The organism is Streptomyces rimosus, assembly GCF_008704655.1.
In the GTDB taxonomy this organism is placed as follows: domain Bacteria; phylum Actinomycetota; class Actinomycetes; order Streptomycetales; family Streptomycetaceae; genus Streptomyces; species Streptomyces rimosus.
The window spans coordinates 7,250,427-7,268,896 of record NZ_CP023688.1; the positions used below are offsets into that span (position 1 = coordinate 7,250,427).

16 protein-coding genes and 1 riboswitch are annotated in these 18,470 nt (G+C 74.4%); of the genes, 6 read left to right on the plus strand and 10 right to left on the minus strand.

The genetic code is table 11. The features are described from left to right. Positions 1 to 16: 16 nt before the first annotated feature. From cobO to CP984_RS31665, 7 genes are all read right to left on the minus strand, one after another. A complete protein-coding gene (gene cobO, locus CP984_RS31635; RefSeq protein ID WP_003986631.1) occupies positions 17 to 616 on the minus strand; it encodes a cob(I)yrinic acid a,c-diamide adenosyltransferase in 600 nt (199 codons plus the stop codon). Next, positions 616 to 2,745 (minus strand): putative cobaltochelatase, encoded by a 2,130-nt coding sequence (locus tag CP984_RS31640; RefSeq protein WP_003986630.1) that lies wholly within the window; start codon positions 2,743 to 2,745, stop codon positions 616 to 618. Before CP984_RS31640 ends, cobO begins: the two co-directional genes overlap by 1 nt. Then, positions 2,745 to 4,328 (minus strand): cobyric acid synthase, encoded by a 1,584-nt coding sequence (locus CP984_RS31645; RefSeq protein ID WP_202480268.1) that lies wholly within the window; start codon positions 4,326 to 4,328, stop codon positions 2,745 to 2,747. Before CP984_RS31645 ends, CP984_RS31640 begins: the two co-directional genes overlap by 1 nt. A 58-nt stretch (positions 4,329 to 4,386) precedes the next feature. Next, on the minus strand, positions 4,387 to 5,358 hold the full coding sequence (locus tag CP984_RS31650; RefSeq protein ID WP_003986628.1) for a cobalamin biosynthesis protein: 972 nt from the start codon (positions 5,356 to 5,358) through the stop codon (positions 4,387 to 4,389). Positions 5,359 to 5,485: 127 nt separating this feature from the next. Continuing rightward, positions 5,486 to 5,632: riboswitch (cobalamin riboswitch) on the minus strand. 205 nt (positions 5,633 to 5,837) lie between these two features. Beyond that, positions 5,838 to 6,065 carry a hypothetical protein gene (locus CP984_RS31655; protein WP_003986627.1) on the minus strand — a complete coding sequence of 76 codons (228 nt, stop codon included), beginning with the start codon at positions 6,063 to 6,065 and terminating at the stop codon, positions 5,838 to 5,840. 45 nt (positions 6,066 to 6,110) lie between these two features. Continuing rightward, positions 6,111 to 7,478: an inorganic phosphate transporter gene (locus tag CP984_RS31660; RefSeq protein WP_078575648.1), complete on the minus strand. Its 1,368-nt coding sequence runs from the start codon at positions 7,476 to 7,478 to the stop codon at positions 6,111 to 6,113. A gap of 238 nt (positions 7,479 to 7,716) precedes the next feature. Then, positions 7,717 to 8,517: a lysozyme gene (locus tag CP984_RS31665; RefSeq protein WP_003987367.1), complete on the minus strand. Its 801-nt coding sequence runs from the start codon at positions 8,515 to 8,517 to the stop codon at positions 7,717 to 7,719. 352 nt (positions 8,518 to 8,869) lie between these two features. On the opposite strand from CP984_RS31665, the gene CP984_RS31670 reads away from it, so the two are divergent. From CP984_RS31670 to CP984_RS31680, 3 genes are all read left to right on the plus strand, one after another. After that, positions 8,870 to 9,523 (plus strand): class II aldolase/adducin family protein, encoded by a 654-nt coding sequence (locus CP984_RS31670; RefSeq protein ID WP_030180520.1) that lies wholly within the window; start codon positions 8,870 to 8,872, stop codon positions 9,521 to 9,523. A gap of 127 nt (positions 9,524 to 9,650) precedes the next feature. Further along, positions 9,651 to 10,778 carry an alpha/beta hydrolase gene (locus CP984_RS31675; protein WP_003984929.1) on the plus strand — a complete coding sequence of 376 codons (1,128 nt, stop codon included), beginning with the start codon at positions 9,651 to 9,653 and terminating at the stop codon, positions 10,776 to 10,778. A gap of 245 nt (positions 10,779 to 11,023) precedes the next feature. After that, positions 11,024 to 12,526: a hypothetical protein gene (locus CP984_RS31680; protein ID WP_078575667.1), complete on the plus strand. Its 1,503-nt coding sequence runs from the start codon at positions 11,024 to 11,026 to the stop codon at positions 12,524 to 12,526. A gap of 51 nt (positions 12,527 to 12,577) precedes the next feature. Here CP984_RS31680 and CP984_RS31685 read toward each other — a convergent pair whose 3' ends face one another. Continuing rightward, the gene (locus CP984_RS31685; RefSeq protein WP_003984926.1) at positions 12,578 to 12,994 is read right to left on the minus strand and encodes a VOC family protein; all 417 of its coding nucleotides are present in this window, start codon (positions 12,992 to 12,994) and stop codon (positions 12,578 to 12,580) included. A 165-nt stretch (positions 12,995 to 13,159) separates the two neighbouring features. Then, entirely contained in the window at positions 13,160 to 14,050 is an 891-nt protein-coding gene (gene ypfJ, locus CP984_RS31690; protein ID WP_003984925.1) for a KPN_02809 family neutral zinc metallopeptidase, read from the minus strand. A 383-nt stretch (positions 14,051 to 14,433) separates the two neighbouring features. Between ypfJ and CP984_RS31695 the strand changes: the two genes are divergently transcribed. From CP984_RS31695 to CP984_RS31705, 3 genes are all read left to right on the plus strand, one after another. Then, positions 14,434 to 16,032 (plus strand): ABC-F family ATP-binding cassette domain-containing protein, encoded by a 1,599-nt coding sequence (locus CP984_RS31695; RefSeq protein WP_003984923.1) that lies wholly within the window; start codon positions 14,434 to 14,436, stop codon positions 16,030 to 16,032. A gap of 367 nt (positions 16,033 to 16,399) precedes the next feature. Further along, positions 16,400 to 16,621 (plus strand): helix-turn-helix domain-containing protein, encoded by a 222-nt coding sequence (locus CP984_RS31700; protein ID WP_003984922.1) that lies wholly within the window; start codon positions 16,400 to 16,402, stop codon positions 16,619 to 16,621. Positions 16,622 to 16,737: 116 nt separating this feature from the next. Beyond that, positions 16,738 to 17,517, plus strand: a complete 780-nt coding sequence (locus tag CP984_RS31705; protein WP_003984921.1) for an enoyl-CoA hydratase/isomerase family protein — start codon at positions 16,738 to 16,740, stop codon at positions 17,515 to 17,517. A gap of 32 nt (positions 17,518 to 17,549) precedes the next feature. Here CP984_RS31705 and CP984_RS31710 read toward each other — a convergent pair whose 3' ends face one another. Continuing rightward, the gene (locus CP984_RS31710) at positions 17,550 to 18,284 is read right to left on the minus strand and encodes a hypothetical protein (RefSeq protein ID WP_003984919.1); all 735 of its coding nucleotides are present in this window, start codon (positions 18,282 to 18,284) and stop codon (positions 17,550 to 17,552) included. Positions 18,285 to 18,470 lie beyond the last annotated feature (186 nt).

An 18,470-nucleotide genomic window follows, 5' to 3' on the forward strand; every position in this document is an offset into this window, starting at 1 on the left:
GTGCGGGGTGCCCGAATCACCACTCGATGCCCCGCTGGCCCTTCTGGCCCGCGTCCATCGGGTGCTTGACCTTGGTCATCTCGGTCACCAGGTCCGCGAAGTCGCACAGCTCCTGCGGCGCGTTGCGGCCCGTGATGACGACGTGCTGGGTGCCGGGTCGGTCGCGCAGGACGGAGACCACCTCGGCGGGGTCCACCCACCCCCAGTGCATCGGGTACGCGAACTCGTCCAGCACGTAGAGCTTGTACGTCTCGGCGGCCAGGTCCCGCTTGACCTGCTCCCAGCCCTCGCGGGCCGCCTCCTCGTTGCTGAACTGGGAGTCGCGCTGCACCCACGACCAGCCCTCACCCATCTTGTGCCAGGCGACCGTGCCGCCCTCGCCGGTGCCGCCCAGCACCCGCAGCGCGCGCTCCTCACCCACCTTCCACTTCGCCGACTTCACGAACTGGAACACCCCGACCGGCCAGCCCTGGTTCCAGGCCCGCAGCGCCAGCCCGAAGGCGGCGGTGGACTTGCCCTTGCCGGGGCCGGTGTGGACGAGGACCAGCGGCCGGTTGCGGCGCTGGCGGGTGGTGAGTCCGTCTTCCGGGACGACGGACGGCTTTCCCTGTGGCATTACGCGGCCCTCCGGGTGGTGTGGTGGGTGCCCTGTCCGCGGACGTCGCGGACGAGCGCGGAAACACTGTCCGCGCGCAGTTCGTCGAGGGTGACGGCGGTGCCCTGGAGGTCCCGGGCCAGCTCGCGGGCCAGACCCAGCCGTACGGGGCCCGCCTCGCAGTCCACGACCACCGAGGCGACGCCCTCGGCGCCCAGCAGCCGCGCCGCGCGCGAGGTGCGCGCCAGCGGGTCGGGGCCGCCGGTGGACCGCCCGTCGGTGACGACCACCAGCAGCGGCCGGCGCGAGGCGTCCCGCAGCCGCTCGACGCGCAGCACCTCATGGGCCTTGAGCAGGCCCGCGGCCAGCGGCGTCCGGCCGCCGGTGGGCAGCGACTCCAGCCGGGCCGCGCCCGCCTCGACCGACGAGGTGGGCGGCAGCGCCAGCTCCGCCTCCGCCTTGCGGAAAGTGATCATGCCGATCTTGTCGCGCCGCTGGTACGCGTCGAGCAGCAGCGAGAGCACCGCGCCCTTGACCGCGCTCATCCGCTTGCGCGCCGCCATCGAACCGGACGCGTCCACCACGAACAGCACGAGGTTGCCCTCGCGGCCCTCGCGCACCGCCTCGCGCAGATCGTCCCGGCGGACGACCAGCCCGGGTCCGCTGCGCCCGCGCGCCACCTGGTGCGGCGCGGCGGCCTGCACGGTCGCGGCGAGGTGCAGCTTGGTCAGGGTGCCCTGCGGGCGGCGGGCGCCGGTGGTCCGGCCGTGCGCCGTACGGGCGCGGGAACGGCGGCCGTCCGCGCCCTCGCCGAGGCCCGGCACGTCCAGCCGCCGGGTACGGAACGGGTCGCCCGCCGCGACGGCGGCCTTCTCGCCGCCTCCGGGGGCTTCCTCTTCCGCGTTCCGGGAGTGGGCCTTCGGGTCGGCGGGAGCCGGGTCCGCCTCCGGGGCCGGCGACTGCTCGGGCAGCTGCGGCTGGTCGTGCGGGGTCTGGTCGTGCGGTGCCTGCGCGTCCTGGCTCTGCGGGCCGTCCGTGCCGCCGTCGCCGTCCTGCGGGGGCTGCCCGCCGCCCGGTCCGTCGGGGCCGTCCTCCGGGCCGCCGTCCGGTTCCGGGTCGGGCTCCGGGTCGTCGTCCGCGCCGAACTCCTCCAGGATCTGGTCGAGTTTGTCCTCGTCCAGGCCCGGGGCGTCGAACGGGTTGCGGCGGCGCCGGTGGGGGAGCGCCAGCAGGGCGGCCTGCCGTACGTCTTCCTCGCGGACCTCCGTACGGCCCGCCCAGGCCGCCAGCGCGCCGGCGGTGCGCGCCATCACGATGTCCGCGCGCATACCGTCCACCTCGAACCCGGCGCAGACGGCGGCGATTTGCCGCAGCACCGCGTCCCCCAGGACGACATCCGGCAGCAGTGCCCGCGCGGCGGCGATCCGCTCCCGCAGCTCGCCCTCCTCGGCGGCCCAGCGCGCGGCGAAGCCCTCCGGGTCCGCGTCGTAGTCCAGGCGGCGCCGTACGACCTCGACCCGCTGGTCCGGCTCGCGGGACGCGGCGACCTCCACGGTCAGGCCGAAGCGGTCGAGCAACTGCGGGCGCAGTTCGCCTTCTTCTGGGTTCATGGTGCCGACGAGCAGGAAGCGCGCGGCGTGCCGTACGGAGACGCCTTCGCGTTCCACGTACGAGGCGCCCATGGCGGCGGCGTCCAGCAGCAGGTCCACGAGGTGGTCGTGGAGGAGGTTGACCTCGTCCACGTACAGGATGCCGCGGTGCGCGTCCGCCAGCAGGCCCGGCTCGAACGCCTTCACGCCCTCCGACAGGGCCCGTTCGATGTCCAGCGCGCCGACGAGGCGGTCCTCGGACGCGCCGACCGGCAGCTCCACCATGCGGGCCGGGCGCTCCTCGGAGCCGCCCGCCTCGTGGGGGCCGTCCGGGCACGCGGGGTCCGGCGCGGTGGGGTCGCAGGAGAACCGGCAGCCGGTGACCACCGGGACGTCCGGCATCAGCGCCGTCAGGCCACGCACGATCGTGGACTTCGCGGTGCCCTTCTCGCCGCGGACCAGCACCCCGCCGATGGCCGGCGAGATGGCGTTGAGCAGCAGGCTCAGCCGCATGTCGGACATGCCGACGACCGCGGTGAACGGGTAAGGGACCGATGCCATTAAGGAGTACCCCCTTCGAGGGACGTGCGATGTGCGGGCGGTGCGGGAGCGGCCGGGGCGGGGGACGGCGGCGGTATCGGCGGCGCCCCCGGCGGTACGAACGGCAGCCCGGCCGGGACCCCGTCCTCGATGAGCCGCAGCAGCGCGTCCGTGTCCGCGTGCTCCTCGATCAGGTCGCCCAGCTTGTCGAGCTGCTCCTCGCGCAGCGCGGCGAAGCTGGTGTCCGGCGCCGGGACGAACGCGCGGCCCGCGTCGGCGGCCACCCGCCGCAGGAACGCCCGCCGGAAACCGTCGCTCTCCAGGGAGCCGTGCCAGTGGGTGCCCCAGACGGCCCCGGACCGGCAGCCTTCCAGGAACGGCTCCCCGCCGTCGACCTCCGCCACGCCGTGGTGGATCTCGTACCCCTCGACCGGCTCGCCCAGCGCCTCGCCGGTCGGCCGGGCCAGCGTCTTCTGAGCCGCGAACCGTACGCGTACGGGCAGCAGCCCCAGCCCGTCCACGGTCCCGGCCTTCGACTCGACCTCGTCCTCGATGCGCTCGCCCAGCATCTGGAAGCCGCCGCAGATGCCGAGCACCGGGCGGCCCTCCGCGGCCCGTCGCCGCACCGCGTCCGCGATGCCGCGCTCGCGCAGCCACTGGAGGGCGCGCACGGTGCCGCGGGTGCCGGGCAGCACCACCAGGTCGGCGTCGGCCAGCTCCTCGGGGCGGTCCACGAAGCGCACCACGACGCCCGGTTCGGCGGCCAGCGCGTCCACGTCGGTGAAGTTCGACATCAGCGGTACGGCGGCCACGGCGACGCGCAGCACGTCCGCGCCGTGCGGCGGCGCGACGACGCTCTCGCGGACCGCGCCGCGCAGCGACACCCTCAGGCCGTCCTCCTCGTCGATGCCGAGGCCGTGCGCGAACGGCAGCACCCCGAGAGTGGGCCGCCCGCTCAGCCCCCTCAGCATCTCCAGGCCGGGTTCCAGCAGCGTCACATCGCCGCGGAACTTGTTGACGAGATAGCCCGCGACCAGCGCCTGGTCCTCCCGGGACAGCAGCGCCGTGGTGCCGAAGAACGAGGCGAACACGCCGCCCCGGTCGATGTCGCCGACCACCACGACCGGAATGCGGGCGGCGCGCGCGATGCCCATGTTCACGATGTCGGTGCGCCGCAGGTTGATCTCCGCGGGGCTGCCGGCGCCCTCGCAGATCACCGCGTCATGCGTACGGCGCAGCTCCTGGAGGCAGTCCGTGACCGTACCGAGCAGCCGTTCCTGGCGCCCCGCGTGGTAGCCGCGCGCGCTCAGCTCGCCCACCGGCTTGCCCATCAGCACGACCTGGCTGCTGCGGTCACTGCCCGGCTTGAGCAGTACGGGGTTCATCAGCGCGCTCGGCTCGACGCGCGCCGCCGCGGCCTGCATGGCCTGCGCCCGCCCGATCTCCGCGCCCTCGCGCGTCACGAACGAGTTCAGCGACATGTTCTGCGCCTTGAAGGGCGCCACCTTGACGCCCTTGCGGGCCAGCCAGCGGCAGATGCCCGCCGTCACCACGCTCTTGCCCGCGTCGGACGTGGTGCCGGCCACCAGCAGCCCGCCGCCCAGCGGCGCCCCACTCGAACCGTTCACCTGGCACTCCTCGCCGTCCGTACGTTGCTGCTGCTCACTTGGACCTCCCGGCCGTACGGGACCGGCGTACCGCACCGGCCGCCAGACGGCCCGTGACCGTGGCCGCCAGGGCCAGCGCGCTCACCCGGCGCGACAGCCGTACGGCCCGGTCGATGTCCGCCACCGCGACGGGGCGCCCGGTGCCGCCGTTGAGCACCGGCCGGTGCTCGACCCGGCCGCCGTACGCCAGGGTGCCGCCCAGCCGTACGCCCAGCGCGCCCGCGAACGCGGCCTCCACCGGGCCCGCGTTGGGGCTCGGGTGCGATGCGCCGTCCTGCTGCCAGGCGCGCCACGCGCCCCGCCGGTCGGGGCCGGCCAGGACCGCCAGCGCGGCGGTCAGCCGGGAGCCGGGGAATCCGGCCACGTCGTCGAGGCGGGCCGAGGCCCACCCGAAGCGGCGGTAGCGCGGTGATTTGTGGCCCACCATCGCGTCCAGCGTGTTGACGGCACGGAACGCCAGCAGCCCCGGGACGCCCGCGACCGCGCCCCACACCAGGGCGCCGACCACCGCGTCCGAGGTGTTCTCGGCGACGGACTCGACCACCGCGCGCGCCATCTGCTGTCCGTCCAGGGCCTGCGGGTCGCGCCCGCACAGGTGCGGCAGGCGCTCGCGCGCCACGTCGAGGTCGCCCACGGCGAGCGCCCCGCCGACGGCCCGCGCCTCGCGGCCCAGCGAGGTGCCGCCCAGGACGGACCAGGTGGCGGCGGCGGTCAGCGCCACGGAGGCGGCGGGGGAGCGGCGTACGGCACGGGTGAGGAGCGCGGCACCGGCGGCGGTTCCGCCCGCGCACAGTGCGGTGTGCAGGGCCCCGCGCCCGCGGTCGTCGCGCCACAGGCGGCGCTCCACGGCCGCCGCGGCCCGCCCGAAGGCGGCCACCGGGTGGCCGCGCCGGGGATCGCCCACGACCAGGTCGCCGAGGAAACCCAGGGCCGCGCCGCACGCGTAGCCGGCGTGTTCGGCACGCATCGGATCAGACCGCCGTCGCGCCTCGGAGGGGCAGCGGGGTACGTCCAGCAGGTCTCGAACTGCGGCCGGGCATGGCGGTAGGTCCTCACTCAGGGTCCGCGCCCTGGTTCGACGGGTACGGCGACGAGAGTCTCCTGGCTCCCCGGATCGGCGCTTCCCCCGGCCTTCCAGTCCGTACGGAACCCGCGTCCCGGACGCGGACCGTGGCCCTTGATGGAGGAGCGCTCCCCGGTGACAGTGGCGGGACCGCGCCGGATTCTCACCGGACTTCCTCATCTGTCGCCGATTGGCTCCGGCAGTCCACCACGCTCCGCGAAGCCCGTCAACTCGCGCTTGACCTGCGGCGCGGGGCCCGCTCACGGCTGTGTCCAAGGCCACAGCGCCCCGGGCCCCGGGCCCGGCATACGGCGACGGGGTGCCCGGTGGCCGCGGCGGGTGCCGCGGCCACCGGACGCCCCGGGGCGCCGTGCCGGTGCCGGTCAGGCGGCGACGATCAGGTAAATGCCGTACGCCACGGCCGCCGCGCACAGCGCGAAGCAGGCGTACGCACCGGTCCGCGCCGCCCCGCCGGCGGCCACCGCCTCGCCCTCCTGGCGCGGCTTGCGGGACGTACCGACGATGCCGAGGGTGAACAGGCCCACGATGCCGACCGTCACGACCAGCGTGACGCCGAAGACCTGGCCGAGCGCTGCCCAGTCGATGCTCATTGCGTTCTCGTTCCTTCGTGGAAGCCGGGGAGGCGTACGGCGGGGTCAGCCGGCGGCCGAGCCGGCCTTGGCGCGGCGCTTGGTCCGGTGCGTCTCGTGCGGGTGGGCGGCCACCGGATCGGCGGTCACCGGGTCGGCGATCACCGGGGCCGCGCCGACCGGGTCGGCGAGCGGCGCGTCGGCCATCGCGGGCGCCGGGATCGTAGCCTCGACAGCCTCGGCCGCCGCGGGGACGGGCCCGACCGGGCCGGCGGGCGGCGGCGAGACGGCCTGCAGGGCGGCGGTGACGACGCCCGCGGGCTCCGCGGCCGGTCCCTCGTTGACGTTGGTGTGGTCCACCGGCTTGCGCCGGGAGGCCGCCCAGATCGCCCCGCAGACGGCGAGTGCGAGGACCGCGACGGCCGCGATGCCCCAGTCGCCCTGGTCCGCCAGCAGCGCGGCGCCCGCCGCGACCAGGCCGGCGGCCGGCAGCGTCAGGCCCCAGGCGACGACCATCCGGCCCGCCGTGGACCAGCGCACCACGCCGCCCTTGCGGCCCAGCCCGGAGCCCATGACGGAGCCGGAGCAGACCTGGGTGGTGGAGAGCGCGAAGCCGAGGTGGGAGGAGGCCAGGATGGTGGCCGCGGCGCCGGTCTGGGCGGCGAAGCCCTGCGGCGGCTGAATGTCGGTGATGCCCTTGCCCATCGTGCGGATGATCCGCCAGCCGCCCAGGTACGTGCCGAGCGCGATGGCCAGACCGGCCGAGGCGATGACCCACAGCGGCGGGTCGGCGTGCGGCGCCACGACGCCGCCGGTGATCAGCGCCAGGGTGATCACACCCATCGTCTTCTGGGCGTCGTTGGTGCCGTGAGCGAGGGAGACCAGCGCGGCGGAGGCGATCTGCCCGGCGCGGTAGCCCTTGGCGGTGTCCTCCTCGGCGCGGTTGCGGGCCAGCCGGTACGTCAGCCGGGTCGCGGCCATCGAGGCCAGGCCGGCCACGATCGGCGCGGCGACGGCCGGGATGAGGACCTTCATGACCACGGCGCCGCCGTGCACGCCGCTCGCGCCGACGGACACCAGGGTCGCGCCGATCAGACCGCCGAAGAGGGCGTGCGAGGAGCTGGAGGGGAGCCCGGCGAGCCAGGTGACGAGGTTCCAGATGATGGCGCCGACCAGTCCGGCGAAGATCACTTCTGGTCTGATGCCGGCGGTCTCGTCGATGATGCCGCCGGAGATGGTCTTGGCGACCTCCACGGACAGGAACGCGCCGAGCAGGTTGAGGGCCGCCGACATCGCCACCGCTGCCTTGGGCTTGAGCGCCCCGGTGGAAATGGTGGTGGCCATGGCGTTGGCCGTGTCGTGGAAGCCGTTCGTAAAGTCGAACACCAAGGCCGTGACGATCACGATCCCGATGAGAAGCGTGATGTGTTCCATTCACCCAGGCAATCAGTTCGATGGTCAGTAACGCTCGGGACCGTACGGACGACGGGTGAACGGAAGGTGAACTGGGCCGGGCGCCGCGGTGACGCCCCCGCAGGGGTAGCGCGGAGGCGTCCGAGGCGTCACGCGGGCCCCGTACGTATCGGCACGGGAGCCCCGCGTGTCCCGGGCGTACCGGACCCCGTGGGGCATATGCCCAGGCCCCATGACGTCCCGCGCCCGGTCTCCCGGCTCAGCCCCGGGCGAAGCGCCGGAGCTGCGCGGCCGTGCCGTTCCACTTGTTCTGGTCGCCCGGCAGCGCGCCGTGGTTCGCGTACTGCCAGAAACTCGGGTACGCCCAGCCGGCCGGCAGCTTGCCGGGCGTGCTGTGCCAGTTCGCCAGCCACAGCGGGTGGGTGGCGGCGAACGCCCGGCTGCCGCCGGTGCAGCCGTTCCACCACCGCGCCGTCGTGTAGATCACCGGCCGCCGCCCGGTCTGCCGCAGCACCTCGTTGCTGAACCCGCGGATCCACCGGACCAGCGCCGCGCGGCTCATGCCGAAGCACGCCCGCCCCGAGTTGTACGGGTTGTGCTCGATGTCGAGGGCCGGCGGCAGCGTCCGGCCGTCCGGCCTCCACCCGCCGCTGTGGCGCAGGAAGTGCCGGGCCTGCGCGGCGCCGGAGGACGCGTTCGGCACGCCGAAATGGTAGGCGCCGCGCAGCAGACCGGCCTTGCGCGCGCCGCGGTACTGCCCCGAGAAGTGCGGGTTGCGGTACCAGTTCGACTCCGTGGCCTTGACGTAGACGAAGCGGCCGCCCTTCGCCCGTACGTCCCGCCAGTCGACGGCGCCCTGGTGGGAGGAGATGTCGTGGCCGAGCGGCTTGCCCGCGGCCTCGGCGGGCGGTGCGGGTACGGCGGTGTACAGGACCGCGGTCAGCGCGCCGAGGGCGAGCGTGGCGGCGGTGAGGCGGCGTCTGGCACGCGGCTGGCGCGGGTGCTGCGGGGCGCCCGCCGCGGGCCGCGGGCCGGGCTGGTGATCGTGGTCACGGGCCATGGTTCCCTCCCGGAATCTCCCCAGGACGACGACGTACGGGAACTGCTGCGTGCGGGCATGGCTACGTGCGGGCGTGGCGGTGTACGGCATGACGGCGTACGGGCGTCATGGCGTACGGGCATGGCTACGTCCATGACAAATCTCCGGAAGAGTACCGAGTGATCCGTACAAGGCGGTCGATGCTCGGTCAATCCCCACCGAGGTGTCACCGGTCCGACATGGCGGATACCGGAAGGCGGGGGTCCGCCCCACGGCCACGCGCCCGGCCCGTACGGTGTCCGCAGCCACCCGCGCACCACCCCCGCGCACCCCGGCGGGGACGCGCCCGCACAGCACACCGGAGGGCCTACGCATGACGGACCGGGAAGCCATCGACCGCGCCTGGGACGAGCTGGTCGCCACCGCCCGCCGCACGGTCGCCGACGGGCTGGTCGTCGGCACCTCCGGCAACGTCTCCGTACGCGTCGGCGACCTCGTCCTGGTCACGCCCAGCGGCGTCCCCTACGACCGGCTCGGGCCCGGCGACCTCACCGCGGTCGGCCTCGACGGGCGCCCCGCCCGCGGCACGCTCCGGCCCACCAGCGAGCTGCCCATGCACCTGGCCGTCTACCGCGCCACCGGCGCCCGCGCCGTCGTGCACACCCACGCCGCGCACGCCACCGCCGTCTCCACCCTCGTCACCGAACTCCCGCCCGTGCACTACATGACCGCGGCCCTCGGCGGCCCCGTCCGCGTCGCCCCGTACGCCCTGTACGGCACCGAGGAGTTGGCCGAGAACATGCTCGCCGCCCTGCGCGACCGCACCGGCTGCCTCCTGCGGAACCACGGCACCATCGTGTACGGCGGCACCCTTGACGAGGCGTACGACCGCACCGCCCAGCTGGAGTGGATGTGCCGCGTCTGGCTCGCCGCCAGCTCGCTGCCCGGCCGCGAACCCGCCCTGCTGACGCCGGAACAGGTCGCCGCGGCCGGTGACCGGCTGCGCGGCTACGGGCAGCCCGGCTGACGTGCGGCGCCCGCCGCAGCCGCCCCGCCTGCCGCGTCCCGGCCCGGCCGCGCGCCGCCGCGCCCGCCGTCACCCGGCCGCTCCCGCCCACTGGCCGAGGCCGCCGGACTTGTCCACACTGGGGAGGATGCGTCTGGGTACTGCGGCGGCAGCGGCCGCCACCACGGTGATCGGTGCCGGCGCGGCCGCGGTGGCGGCCGGCCGGTACGCCAGCGACATGGTCCTCAAACCCGCGCCGGACCGGCCGTTGCCGGGCGACCCCCGGCTCACGGTGCACTCCACCGGTCCCGGGCGGATCACACTCACCCGCAGCCTCGCCTCGCTGCGGCCCGGTACGTACGGCCTGACCGGCGCGGGCGCCCATGCGATCGTCGGCCCGGTCGTGGACGACGTACCGCATCCGGCCGACACGGTCGTCCGCCGTCTGGAGCGGGTCACCCACGGCACCCTCCAGCCGGGCGCCCGGATGAGGCTCACCCCTCAGGTGCACATCGGCAACCCGCGCGACGCGCTGGGCCTCGACTGCGCCGATGTCGACATTCCCGGCGAACTGGGGGCCCTGCCCGCCTGGTTCGTGCCGGGCGCCCGGGAGACCTGGGTGATCACCGTGCACGGCCTGGGCACCACCCGCGAGCACCCCATGGTCCTCATGCCGTTCCTCAGCGACCAGCGGCTGCCCGTCCTCGACCCGGCCTACCGCAACGACCCGGGCGCCCCGCCCACCGCCGACGGCATCAGCCACCTCGGCGACGCCGAATGGCGCGATCTGGACGCCGCGATCCGCTACGCGATCCGGTACGGCGCGGAGCGCGTCGTCCTGCACGGCTGGTCCACCGGCGCGTCCATGGCCCTGCGCGCCGCCGCCAACTCCGGACTGCGCGACCGCATCGCCGGCCTCGTCCTGGACTCGCCGGTGCTGGACTGGCAGGCCACCGTCCGCGCCCTGGCCGCCGCCCGCCGCACCCCGCGCCCGCTGCTGCCGCTGGCGGTACGCGCCGCCGAGGGCAGCACCGGCCTGCACGCCGACCGGCTGGCCGACGCCTGGGTCCCGGACCTGCTCACGGTGCCGACCCTGCTGATCCACGGCCCCGACGACACCCTCGCCCCGTGGTCCGCCTCCCGGGAACTCGCCGCCCGCCGCCCCGACCTGATCACCCTTCACCCGGTACCGCACGCGCCCCACGCGGCCATGTGGAACGCGGATCCGGCCAGGTATGAGGAAACGTTGCGGCGGTTTCTTACGCCGCTGATGTGAGGGGGCGGCGGGGAGGGTGCTGGGGGAGGGGAGTGCGGGGGCGCAGAACCCGGACGACCGGGAGCGCGGGGAGCGTGGGCCCGGCCGACCGGCCGCGAATGTCCCAGGTGACCGGCCCGTGAACCCGTGGCGACCGGCACACGGGCCCGTGATGACGCCCTCGTGCGCCCCTCGGGCGACGCTCTCCCGGAACGTACCGACCGTTCCGATTGGGCTTTCGGGCCGTCAACGGGAAGACTGCCCCTGTGACGTCCCGTACTCCGCGCGACTCCCGGCTCCGACTCGTCCCCCGTCAACCGATTGCCGCCGCCCGCCGAGCGGTGAGCACCCGGGCCGCCCGACCGGCGCCCCGGCCGCCGCAGGGCACGCCGCCGCCCGCCGAACTGGCGCGGCAGGCCCGTGCCTGTCTGGCCGGTGCCGTACGGCTCGCCCGCTGGGCCGACGGCGAGTACGGCGCGGGCGCCGGGCTTCGGGCCGGCGCGGACGGCGCGCTGCCCGCGGAAGTCGCCGAACAGGCCGCGCACGATCTGCGGCTGACCGTGCACCAGGTCCGTACGGACTGGGACCTGGCCCGGCTGGCCGGACTCGTCGAACTGCACGGCGGCGTGGCCCGCCCCGGCTGGCGGCTGCGCGCCTGGGAGCGTGACGACACCGCCGCGCTGCGCGGCTGGGTCGCGCTCTTCGACGCCTGGTCGCTGGCGCGCCCCGCTCCGCCCGGCGCCGGCCCGACCGCCGTCGCCGAGGTGGTCGAGGCCGTGCCGCAGCTGCTCTCCCTGCTGCATCTGTCGGCCGGCCCGGTCCGGCTCCCGGTCCTGCTGGACATGCTGGAACAACGGGTCGCGGAACTCCGCACCGAGCGCTGCGAGGTGCCGTACGGGCCCGACCGGGGCGCGGAGACAGGAGCCGCCCGGCCGGCGGCCGCTCCCGCCGGCAGGCAGCCCGACGCCCCGGACGCCACCGCCCCGGACGCCGCCGAGGCGGTGAGTGACGCCGCGGGGGTGTCACTCGCGGTGCTCCTGGACTGGGCCCTGGACGGCCTCGCCGCCGTCGGCGCGCTCGTCGTGCGCGACGGCGCGAAGACCGGCGTGCCCGCCGAACGCGAAGCGCTGCTCACCCCCCTCGGCAACTGGTCGGTCTGGGTCAAGCTGGAACAGATCTGCGTCGCCGCGCAGAGCCCGGCGGGCAACATCGAGCAGTCCGCCGAGGCGATGCTGCGCGGCTGCGCCCGGCTGACCCCGGGCCCGGCACGCGCCGAATACCGCGCCTGGCTGGCCGCCCGGTCCGCGGGCAGCGCGGTCGAGGAACTGCTCGACGTGGCCCGCGGCGAGGACGCGCTGCTGCGCGGCCTCGCCTTCGAGGCGCTGCGCGCGGTCGGCGCCCCGGCGGAGCCGGCCGTGCGCGCCGCCGCCGACGAGCCGGGCCTGCGGCCGTACGCCCTGCTCTGGCTGGTCGAGCACGAGGGCGGCGACCCGGAGACCGCGCCGGACGTGCTCACCCGCGAGGAGTCCACCTGGCTGTGGGTGGACACCGCCGCGGCCGTCGCCGACCACGGCGAGAGCCAGCTGCTGGTCCGCCACCTCGAATCGGCCGTCCAGGGCTCGGTCCCGCGCCTGCTGGAGGAGGTACGGGCGGTCGGCCACCCGCGCACCGTGCAGGTCCTGGTCGCGCTGGCCGCCGCCCACCCCGACCCGGCCCTCGCCAAGGCCGTACGGCGGGCCGCCTTCCAGGTCCACACGGGCGGCGCCTGACGCTCCCGGGGCGGGCGGCCGGACCCGTGCGCGGAGTCCGGCGCCCGTCCCTCAGCTCTGCGGCAGCGCCGGCGCGTACGTCCCGAAGGTCCAGAGGTTGCCCTCCAGATCGCGGGCCGTGTACTCACGGGAGCCGTAGTCCTGGTCCGTGAGCGGCAGGACTATCTCCGCCCCGGCCCGCTCGGCCCGCCGGTGATGCGCGTCCGGGTCCGTGACGGTCGTGTACACGCCGATCGGGCCGCTGTCGCCCAGCGCTTCTTCGTACGGCCCGCCGCTGCCCTTCGTGCCCAGCATCACCACGCCGTTCCCGAAGCACAGCTCGGCGTGCAGGACCGTGCCGTCCTCGCTCTCGTACAGCGCGGTCTGCCGGAAGCCGAAGGCTTCCGTGAGCTGCTTGATCGCCGCCTTCGCGTCGCGGTAGCGCAGCGCCGGACAGAATGTGGGCGTCCCCGCCGCCACCTCGGTCATGACGATCACCTTCCCTGCCTGTGATCAGACTCCGCGGACCTCGCTCTGAGACCCACATCACAGTCTGGCACCGGGGTCTGACAACGCCCTCCGAACGCCCCCCGACCAGCGACGACCGGCAGGATGACCGGCGCGACGACCAGCGGAGCGGGCGCGTGCAGCGGCTCAGCGGAACGTGTCGCAGCGCGCCATGTTCCCCGTACGGAACCCGGTCGAGAACCACTGCTGCCGCTGCGCCGAGGACCCGTGCGTCCAGCTCTCCGGCGTGACCCGGCCCTGGAAGCGCTCCTGGATGCGGTCGTCGCCGACCGCGGCCGCCGCGTCGAGGCCGTCGCGTACGTCCGCCTCGGTGAGGCTGGTGATCAGGGGCCGGCCGGTGGACTCCTGCGGCGTATCGGTCGCGTGCCGGGCCCACACCCCCGCGTAGCAGTCGGCCTGGAGCTCGACCTTGACCGAGCCGCTGTCCGCGCCCGGCCGGCCGCCCTGCGAGCGGCTCAGCGTGCCCGTCAGGTTCTGGACGTGATGGCCGTATTCGTGCGCCACGACGTACGCCTGCGCGAACGGCCCGCCACTGGAGCCGAACTTCGTGCGCAGTTCCCGGAAGAAGTCCAGGTCCAGATAGACCTTGCGGTCGCCGGGGCAGTAGAACGGCCCGACCGCCGAGGTCGCGGACCCGCACGCGGTGTCCGCGCGGCCGGTGAACAGGACCGTCGGCGCCCGCTCGTACGCGGCGCCGCGCCGCCGGAACTCCTGCTGCCAGAAGGACTGCGCGCTGTTGACGACGGCCACCGTCCGGCAGTCCTCGCGGCTGTTGGCGTCCTGCCCGGTCCGGCACCGCTCCTGGACCCGCTCGGCCGGGGAGGCGTTGGGCTCCGGCGACTGATCGGTGTCCGTCAGTCCCAGCTCGTTCGGCCCGATGCCGAAGAACAGCCCGGCCACCAGTGCGATCAGGCCCGCCAGCCCGCCGCCGAGGGTGGCCCGCCCGCCGGGCAGCCGGCTGCCGCGCCGGTCCTGGACCTGCGAGGTGTCCAGCCCGGCGTCGTCGTCGAACTGCATGGCCGTACCGCCCTCCGCCGCCCGGCCCCGTTCCGGCTCGTCTCCGTGGGGATCACACCGTCTGTGCCCCATCCAGCCGCGCCCACCCGCCCATCGCGACCCCGGACGGCCGAACGGGCGAGCGGAGAGGAGGGAGAACAGCGGGGGCGAGAGCGGACGCGCACGGTCCGCCTCTCATCCCGCCGCACCGACGGCCCGGAAAAACTGGTTGCACGTCACCGTTAGACTGGTCCGTATGGCAATTCTCCTCGCGCATTAGACGGCGTCGGCGCGCCGTTCAGGCCGCCCGTCCGCACCGGCCCTGCCGTGCGGGGCGCGCGCCGCCGCGCGGCTGTGATCATCCCCGTCCCTTCCGCTGTCCTCACTGCCCTGGAGTCTTACCCGTGATCACCGCCTCCGGCCTGGAGCTGCGCGCCGGCGCCCGTGTCCTGATCGAGTCCGCTTCGTTCCGTATCGCCAAGGGCGACCGGATCGGTCTGGTCGGCCGCAACGGCGCGGGCAAGACGACCCTCACCAAGGTCCTGGCGGGCGAGGGCATGCCCGCGGCCGGCACGGTCACCCGCTCCGGCGACGTCGGCTACCTGCCGCAGGACCCGCGCACCGGCGACCTGGACGTGCTCGCCCGCGACCGCATCCTCTCCGCGCGCGGCCTGGACACCGTCCTGCGCAAGATGCGCGAGAACGAGGACCGGATGTCCAACGGCAAGGGCGCCACCCGCGAGAAGGCGATGAAGAAGTACGAGCGCCTGGAGACGGAGTTCCTGACCAAGGGCGGGTACGCGGCCGAGGCGGAGGCCGCGACCATCGCCGCCAGCCTGGGCCTGCCGGACCGCATCCTCGGCCAGCCCCTGCACACGCTCTCCGGCGGTCAGCGGCGCCGCGTCGAGCTGGCCCGCATCCTCTTCTCGGACGCCGACACGCTGCTCCTGGACGAGCCCACCAACCACCTCGACGCCGACTCGATCGCCTGGCTGCGCGACTACCTGAAGACGTACCGCGGCGGCTTCATCGTGATCTCCCACGACGTCGACCTGGTCGAGACCGTGGTCAACAAGGTCTTCTACCTGGACGCCAACCGGTCGCAGATCGACATCTACAACATGGGCTGGAAGCTGTACCAGCAGCAGCGCGAGGCCGACGAGAAGCGCCGCAAGCGCGAGCGCGCCAACGCCGAGAAGAAGGCCGCCGCGCTGCACTCGCAGGCCGACAAGATGCGCGCGAAGGCCACCAAGACCGTCGCCGCGCAGAACATGGCCCGGCGCGCGGACAAGCTGCTGGCCGGCCTGGAGGAGGTGCGCGCCTCCGACAAGGTCGCCAAGCTGCGCTTCCCGGACCCCGCGCCGTGCGGCAAGACCCCGCTGATGGCCGAGGGCCTGTCCAAGTCGTACGGCTCGCTGGAGATCTTCACCGATGTCGACCTGGCCATCGACAAGGGCTCCCGGGTCGTCATCCTCGGCCTGAACGGCGCGGGCAAGACGACGCTGCTGCGGCTGCTGGCGGGCGTGGAGAAGCCGGACACCGGCGAGGTGCGTCCCGGGCACGGCCTGAAGCTGGGCTACTACGCGCAGGAGCACGAGACGCTGGACCCGGACCGCACCGTCCTGGAGAACATGCGCTCGGCCGCGCCGGACATGGACCTGGTCGACATCCGCAAGACGCTCGGCTCCTTCCTCTTCTCCGGCGACGACGTCGACAAGCCCGCCGGTGTGCTCTCCGGCGGCGAGAAGACCCGGCTGGCGCTGGCCACCCTGGTCGTCTCCTCCGCCAACGTGCTGCTCCTGGACGAGCCGACGAACAACCTCGACCCGGCCAGCCGCGAGGAGATCCTCGGCGCGCTGCACACCTTCACCGGCGCCGTGGTGCTGGTCTCCCACGATGAGGGCGCGGTGGACGCCCTCCAGCCGGAGCGCATCATTCTGCTCCCGGACGGCGTCGAGGACCTGTGGGGCCAGGACTACGCGGACCTGGTCGCGCTGGCCTGAGCCTGCGGTGGTCCCGGGCCCGGCGGCGCCCGGCGGTGAGCGGGATCAAGGACGTCTGGATCATTCGGCCGAGGGGTGATCCATCATCTGAGTGAGAACGGCTCGTACATCGGCGAGCCTCCCTGTGACGGCCGGGCCCGCTGGGCCCGGCCGTCATCATGTCGTACCAGCCCCCTCTGACCTGCTCGTTCGCCGGAAATTCGGCGGTCCGACCGCTTGAATTCCGAGCGGAACCCCTTGTTCCAAAGGTCAATACGGCGCCTCAAGCGCCAAACGATGTGCAGCGGACCTTGCTGAATGGGTGGCCAGGAAGGCCGGGAGGGGTGATCATGAGAGTCCAGAGCGCACTTCCCACGAGGAGGCACGGGTGGCCGAGACTCTGAAGAAGGGCAGCCGGGTGACCGGCGCCGCGCGCGAGAAGCTCGCGGCAGACCTGAAGAAGAAGTACGACTCCGGAGCGAGCATCCGGGCGCTGGCCGAAGAGACCGGTCGCTCCTACGGGTTCGTGCACCGGATGCTCAGCGAATCCGGTGTGACCCTGCGTGGTCGTGGCGGAGCCACCAGGGGCAAGAAGGCCACCTCGGCCTGACCGAGGCGGTCACTCCGGGAGCCACGGTGCCACCCGGTCGGTCGAGCAGGCGACCGGGTGGTTACTGTTCAGTCACTTAGGCACGCAAGTGCGGTCGGCTGACTCGGAGGCGCCCCATGACTCTGCTCGACAAGGACGGTGTGCGGCTCACCGTGGACGACATGATCGCCACGGTGACCCTCGCCGGACCGGCCAAGCGCAACGCACAGTCGCCCGCCATGTGGCGGGCGCTGGCCGAGGCCGGATCACTGCTGCCGGGCACCGTCCGGATCGTGGTGCTGCGCGGTGAGGGCAAGTCCTTCTCCGCCGGACTGGACCGGCAGGCGTTCACGCCCGAAGGCTTCGACGGCGAGCCGTCGTTCCTGGACCTGGCGCGCGGTACGGACAGTGAACTGGACGCCACGATCGCCGAGTACCAGGAAGCGTTCACCTGGTGGCGGCGTACCGACCTGGTGTCGATAGCCGCTGTCCAGGGCCATGCGATCGGTGCGGGCTTCCAGCTCGCGCTCGCCTGCGACCTGCGGGTGTGCGCCGACGACGCGCAGTTCGCGATGCGCGAGACCAGCCTGGGGCTGGTGCCGGACCTGACCGGCACCCACCCCCTGGTCTCGCTCGTCGGTTACGCCCGCGCGCTGGAGATCTGCGCCACGGGCCGCTTCGTGCACGCCGACGAGGCCGAGCGCATCGGCCTGGCCAACCTCGTCGTACCCGGCGCCGACCTGGAGAGCGCCGTCGCGGACCTGGCGGCGGCCCTCGTCGCCGCGCCCCGGGACGCCGTCATCGAGACCAAGGCCCTGCTGGCGGGCGCCGTTTCCCGTACGTACGAGGAGCAGCGCGCCGCCGAACGGGCCGCGCAGGCACGCCGGCTGCGGGATCTGGCGGGGCTGGGCGAGTAACCGCCTCAACCGCGTCAACCCCGTCGCGACGCTCAGGAGGCGGCGGGCGGTTCGAGGGCGGCGACGAGCACCGCGACGGTGGGCCGCTCTTCGCCCGCCGCCGTGGCGACCGCGCCGCGCACCGCCCGCGCCACGTCCAGCGCCCGCCGGTCCGCCGCGACGGCCAGCTGCACCAGTACGTGCCCGTCCTCGTGCCGCACCGGCCGGGATAGCGCGCCCAGCGCCGGTACGAGCCGGACGACGCCCGGCACTCGTAGCACAGCCGTCTCCAGGGGATCGGCGCTCTCGGCCGTGGCTCCGGCCCGGCCCGGTGCCGTACGGGCGGCCTCCGGCCCGCCGCCCCCGCCGGCCGCGTCGTCCCCGCCTTCGTCCTCATCGAGCAGATCGGTGGCCCGCAGGTCGACGGCCGACACTTCCAAGCCAAGCCGTTCGGCGCAGCACGTCAGCAGCGCCTCCCGCAGCAGGCCGGCGGAGGCCGGGACCGGACGGCCCGCCGTGGCCGCGAAGTCCGCCTCGATCCGCAGCGGCCCCGGCGGCAGCGCGCTCGGCGGCGCCGGAACCGACGGTTCCGGCGCGGCGTCGGGCGCCGCCAAGGACAGCCGTACCGTACCGACACGGAGTCCGGGCAGCGCGTCACCGGCCTCCCGCAGCACACCGGCGGCGGGCCGCTCGGCGACCCACGCGCCGTCCGCCGGGCCGCCGAGCGGCAGCAGCCGTCCCAGCCCGAGCTGCTGCCGTACCGCCGTCACCAACTGGTCACCGGCCACCGGTCGTCACCTCTTTCCCGAACCGTGCCTCCACCTTGCCGCACACCGGCCGGTGCGGCAGGACCGCGTACGCGAATGGCCGCATCCGTTGCACCCGCCTGCCGCATCCCCGGAGCAGCCGCGGGGAAACGGACTTACTGTAAGAAACGGAGCGGCTCAGAGCTCCGCCCCTCCGGAAAGGGACGA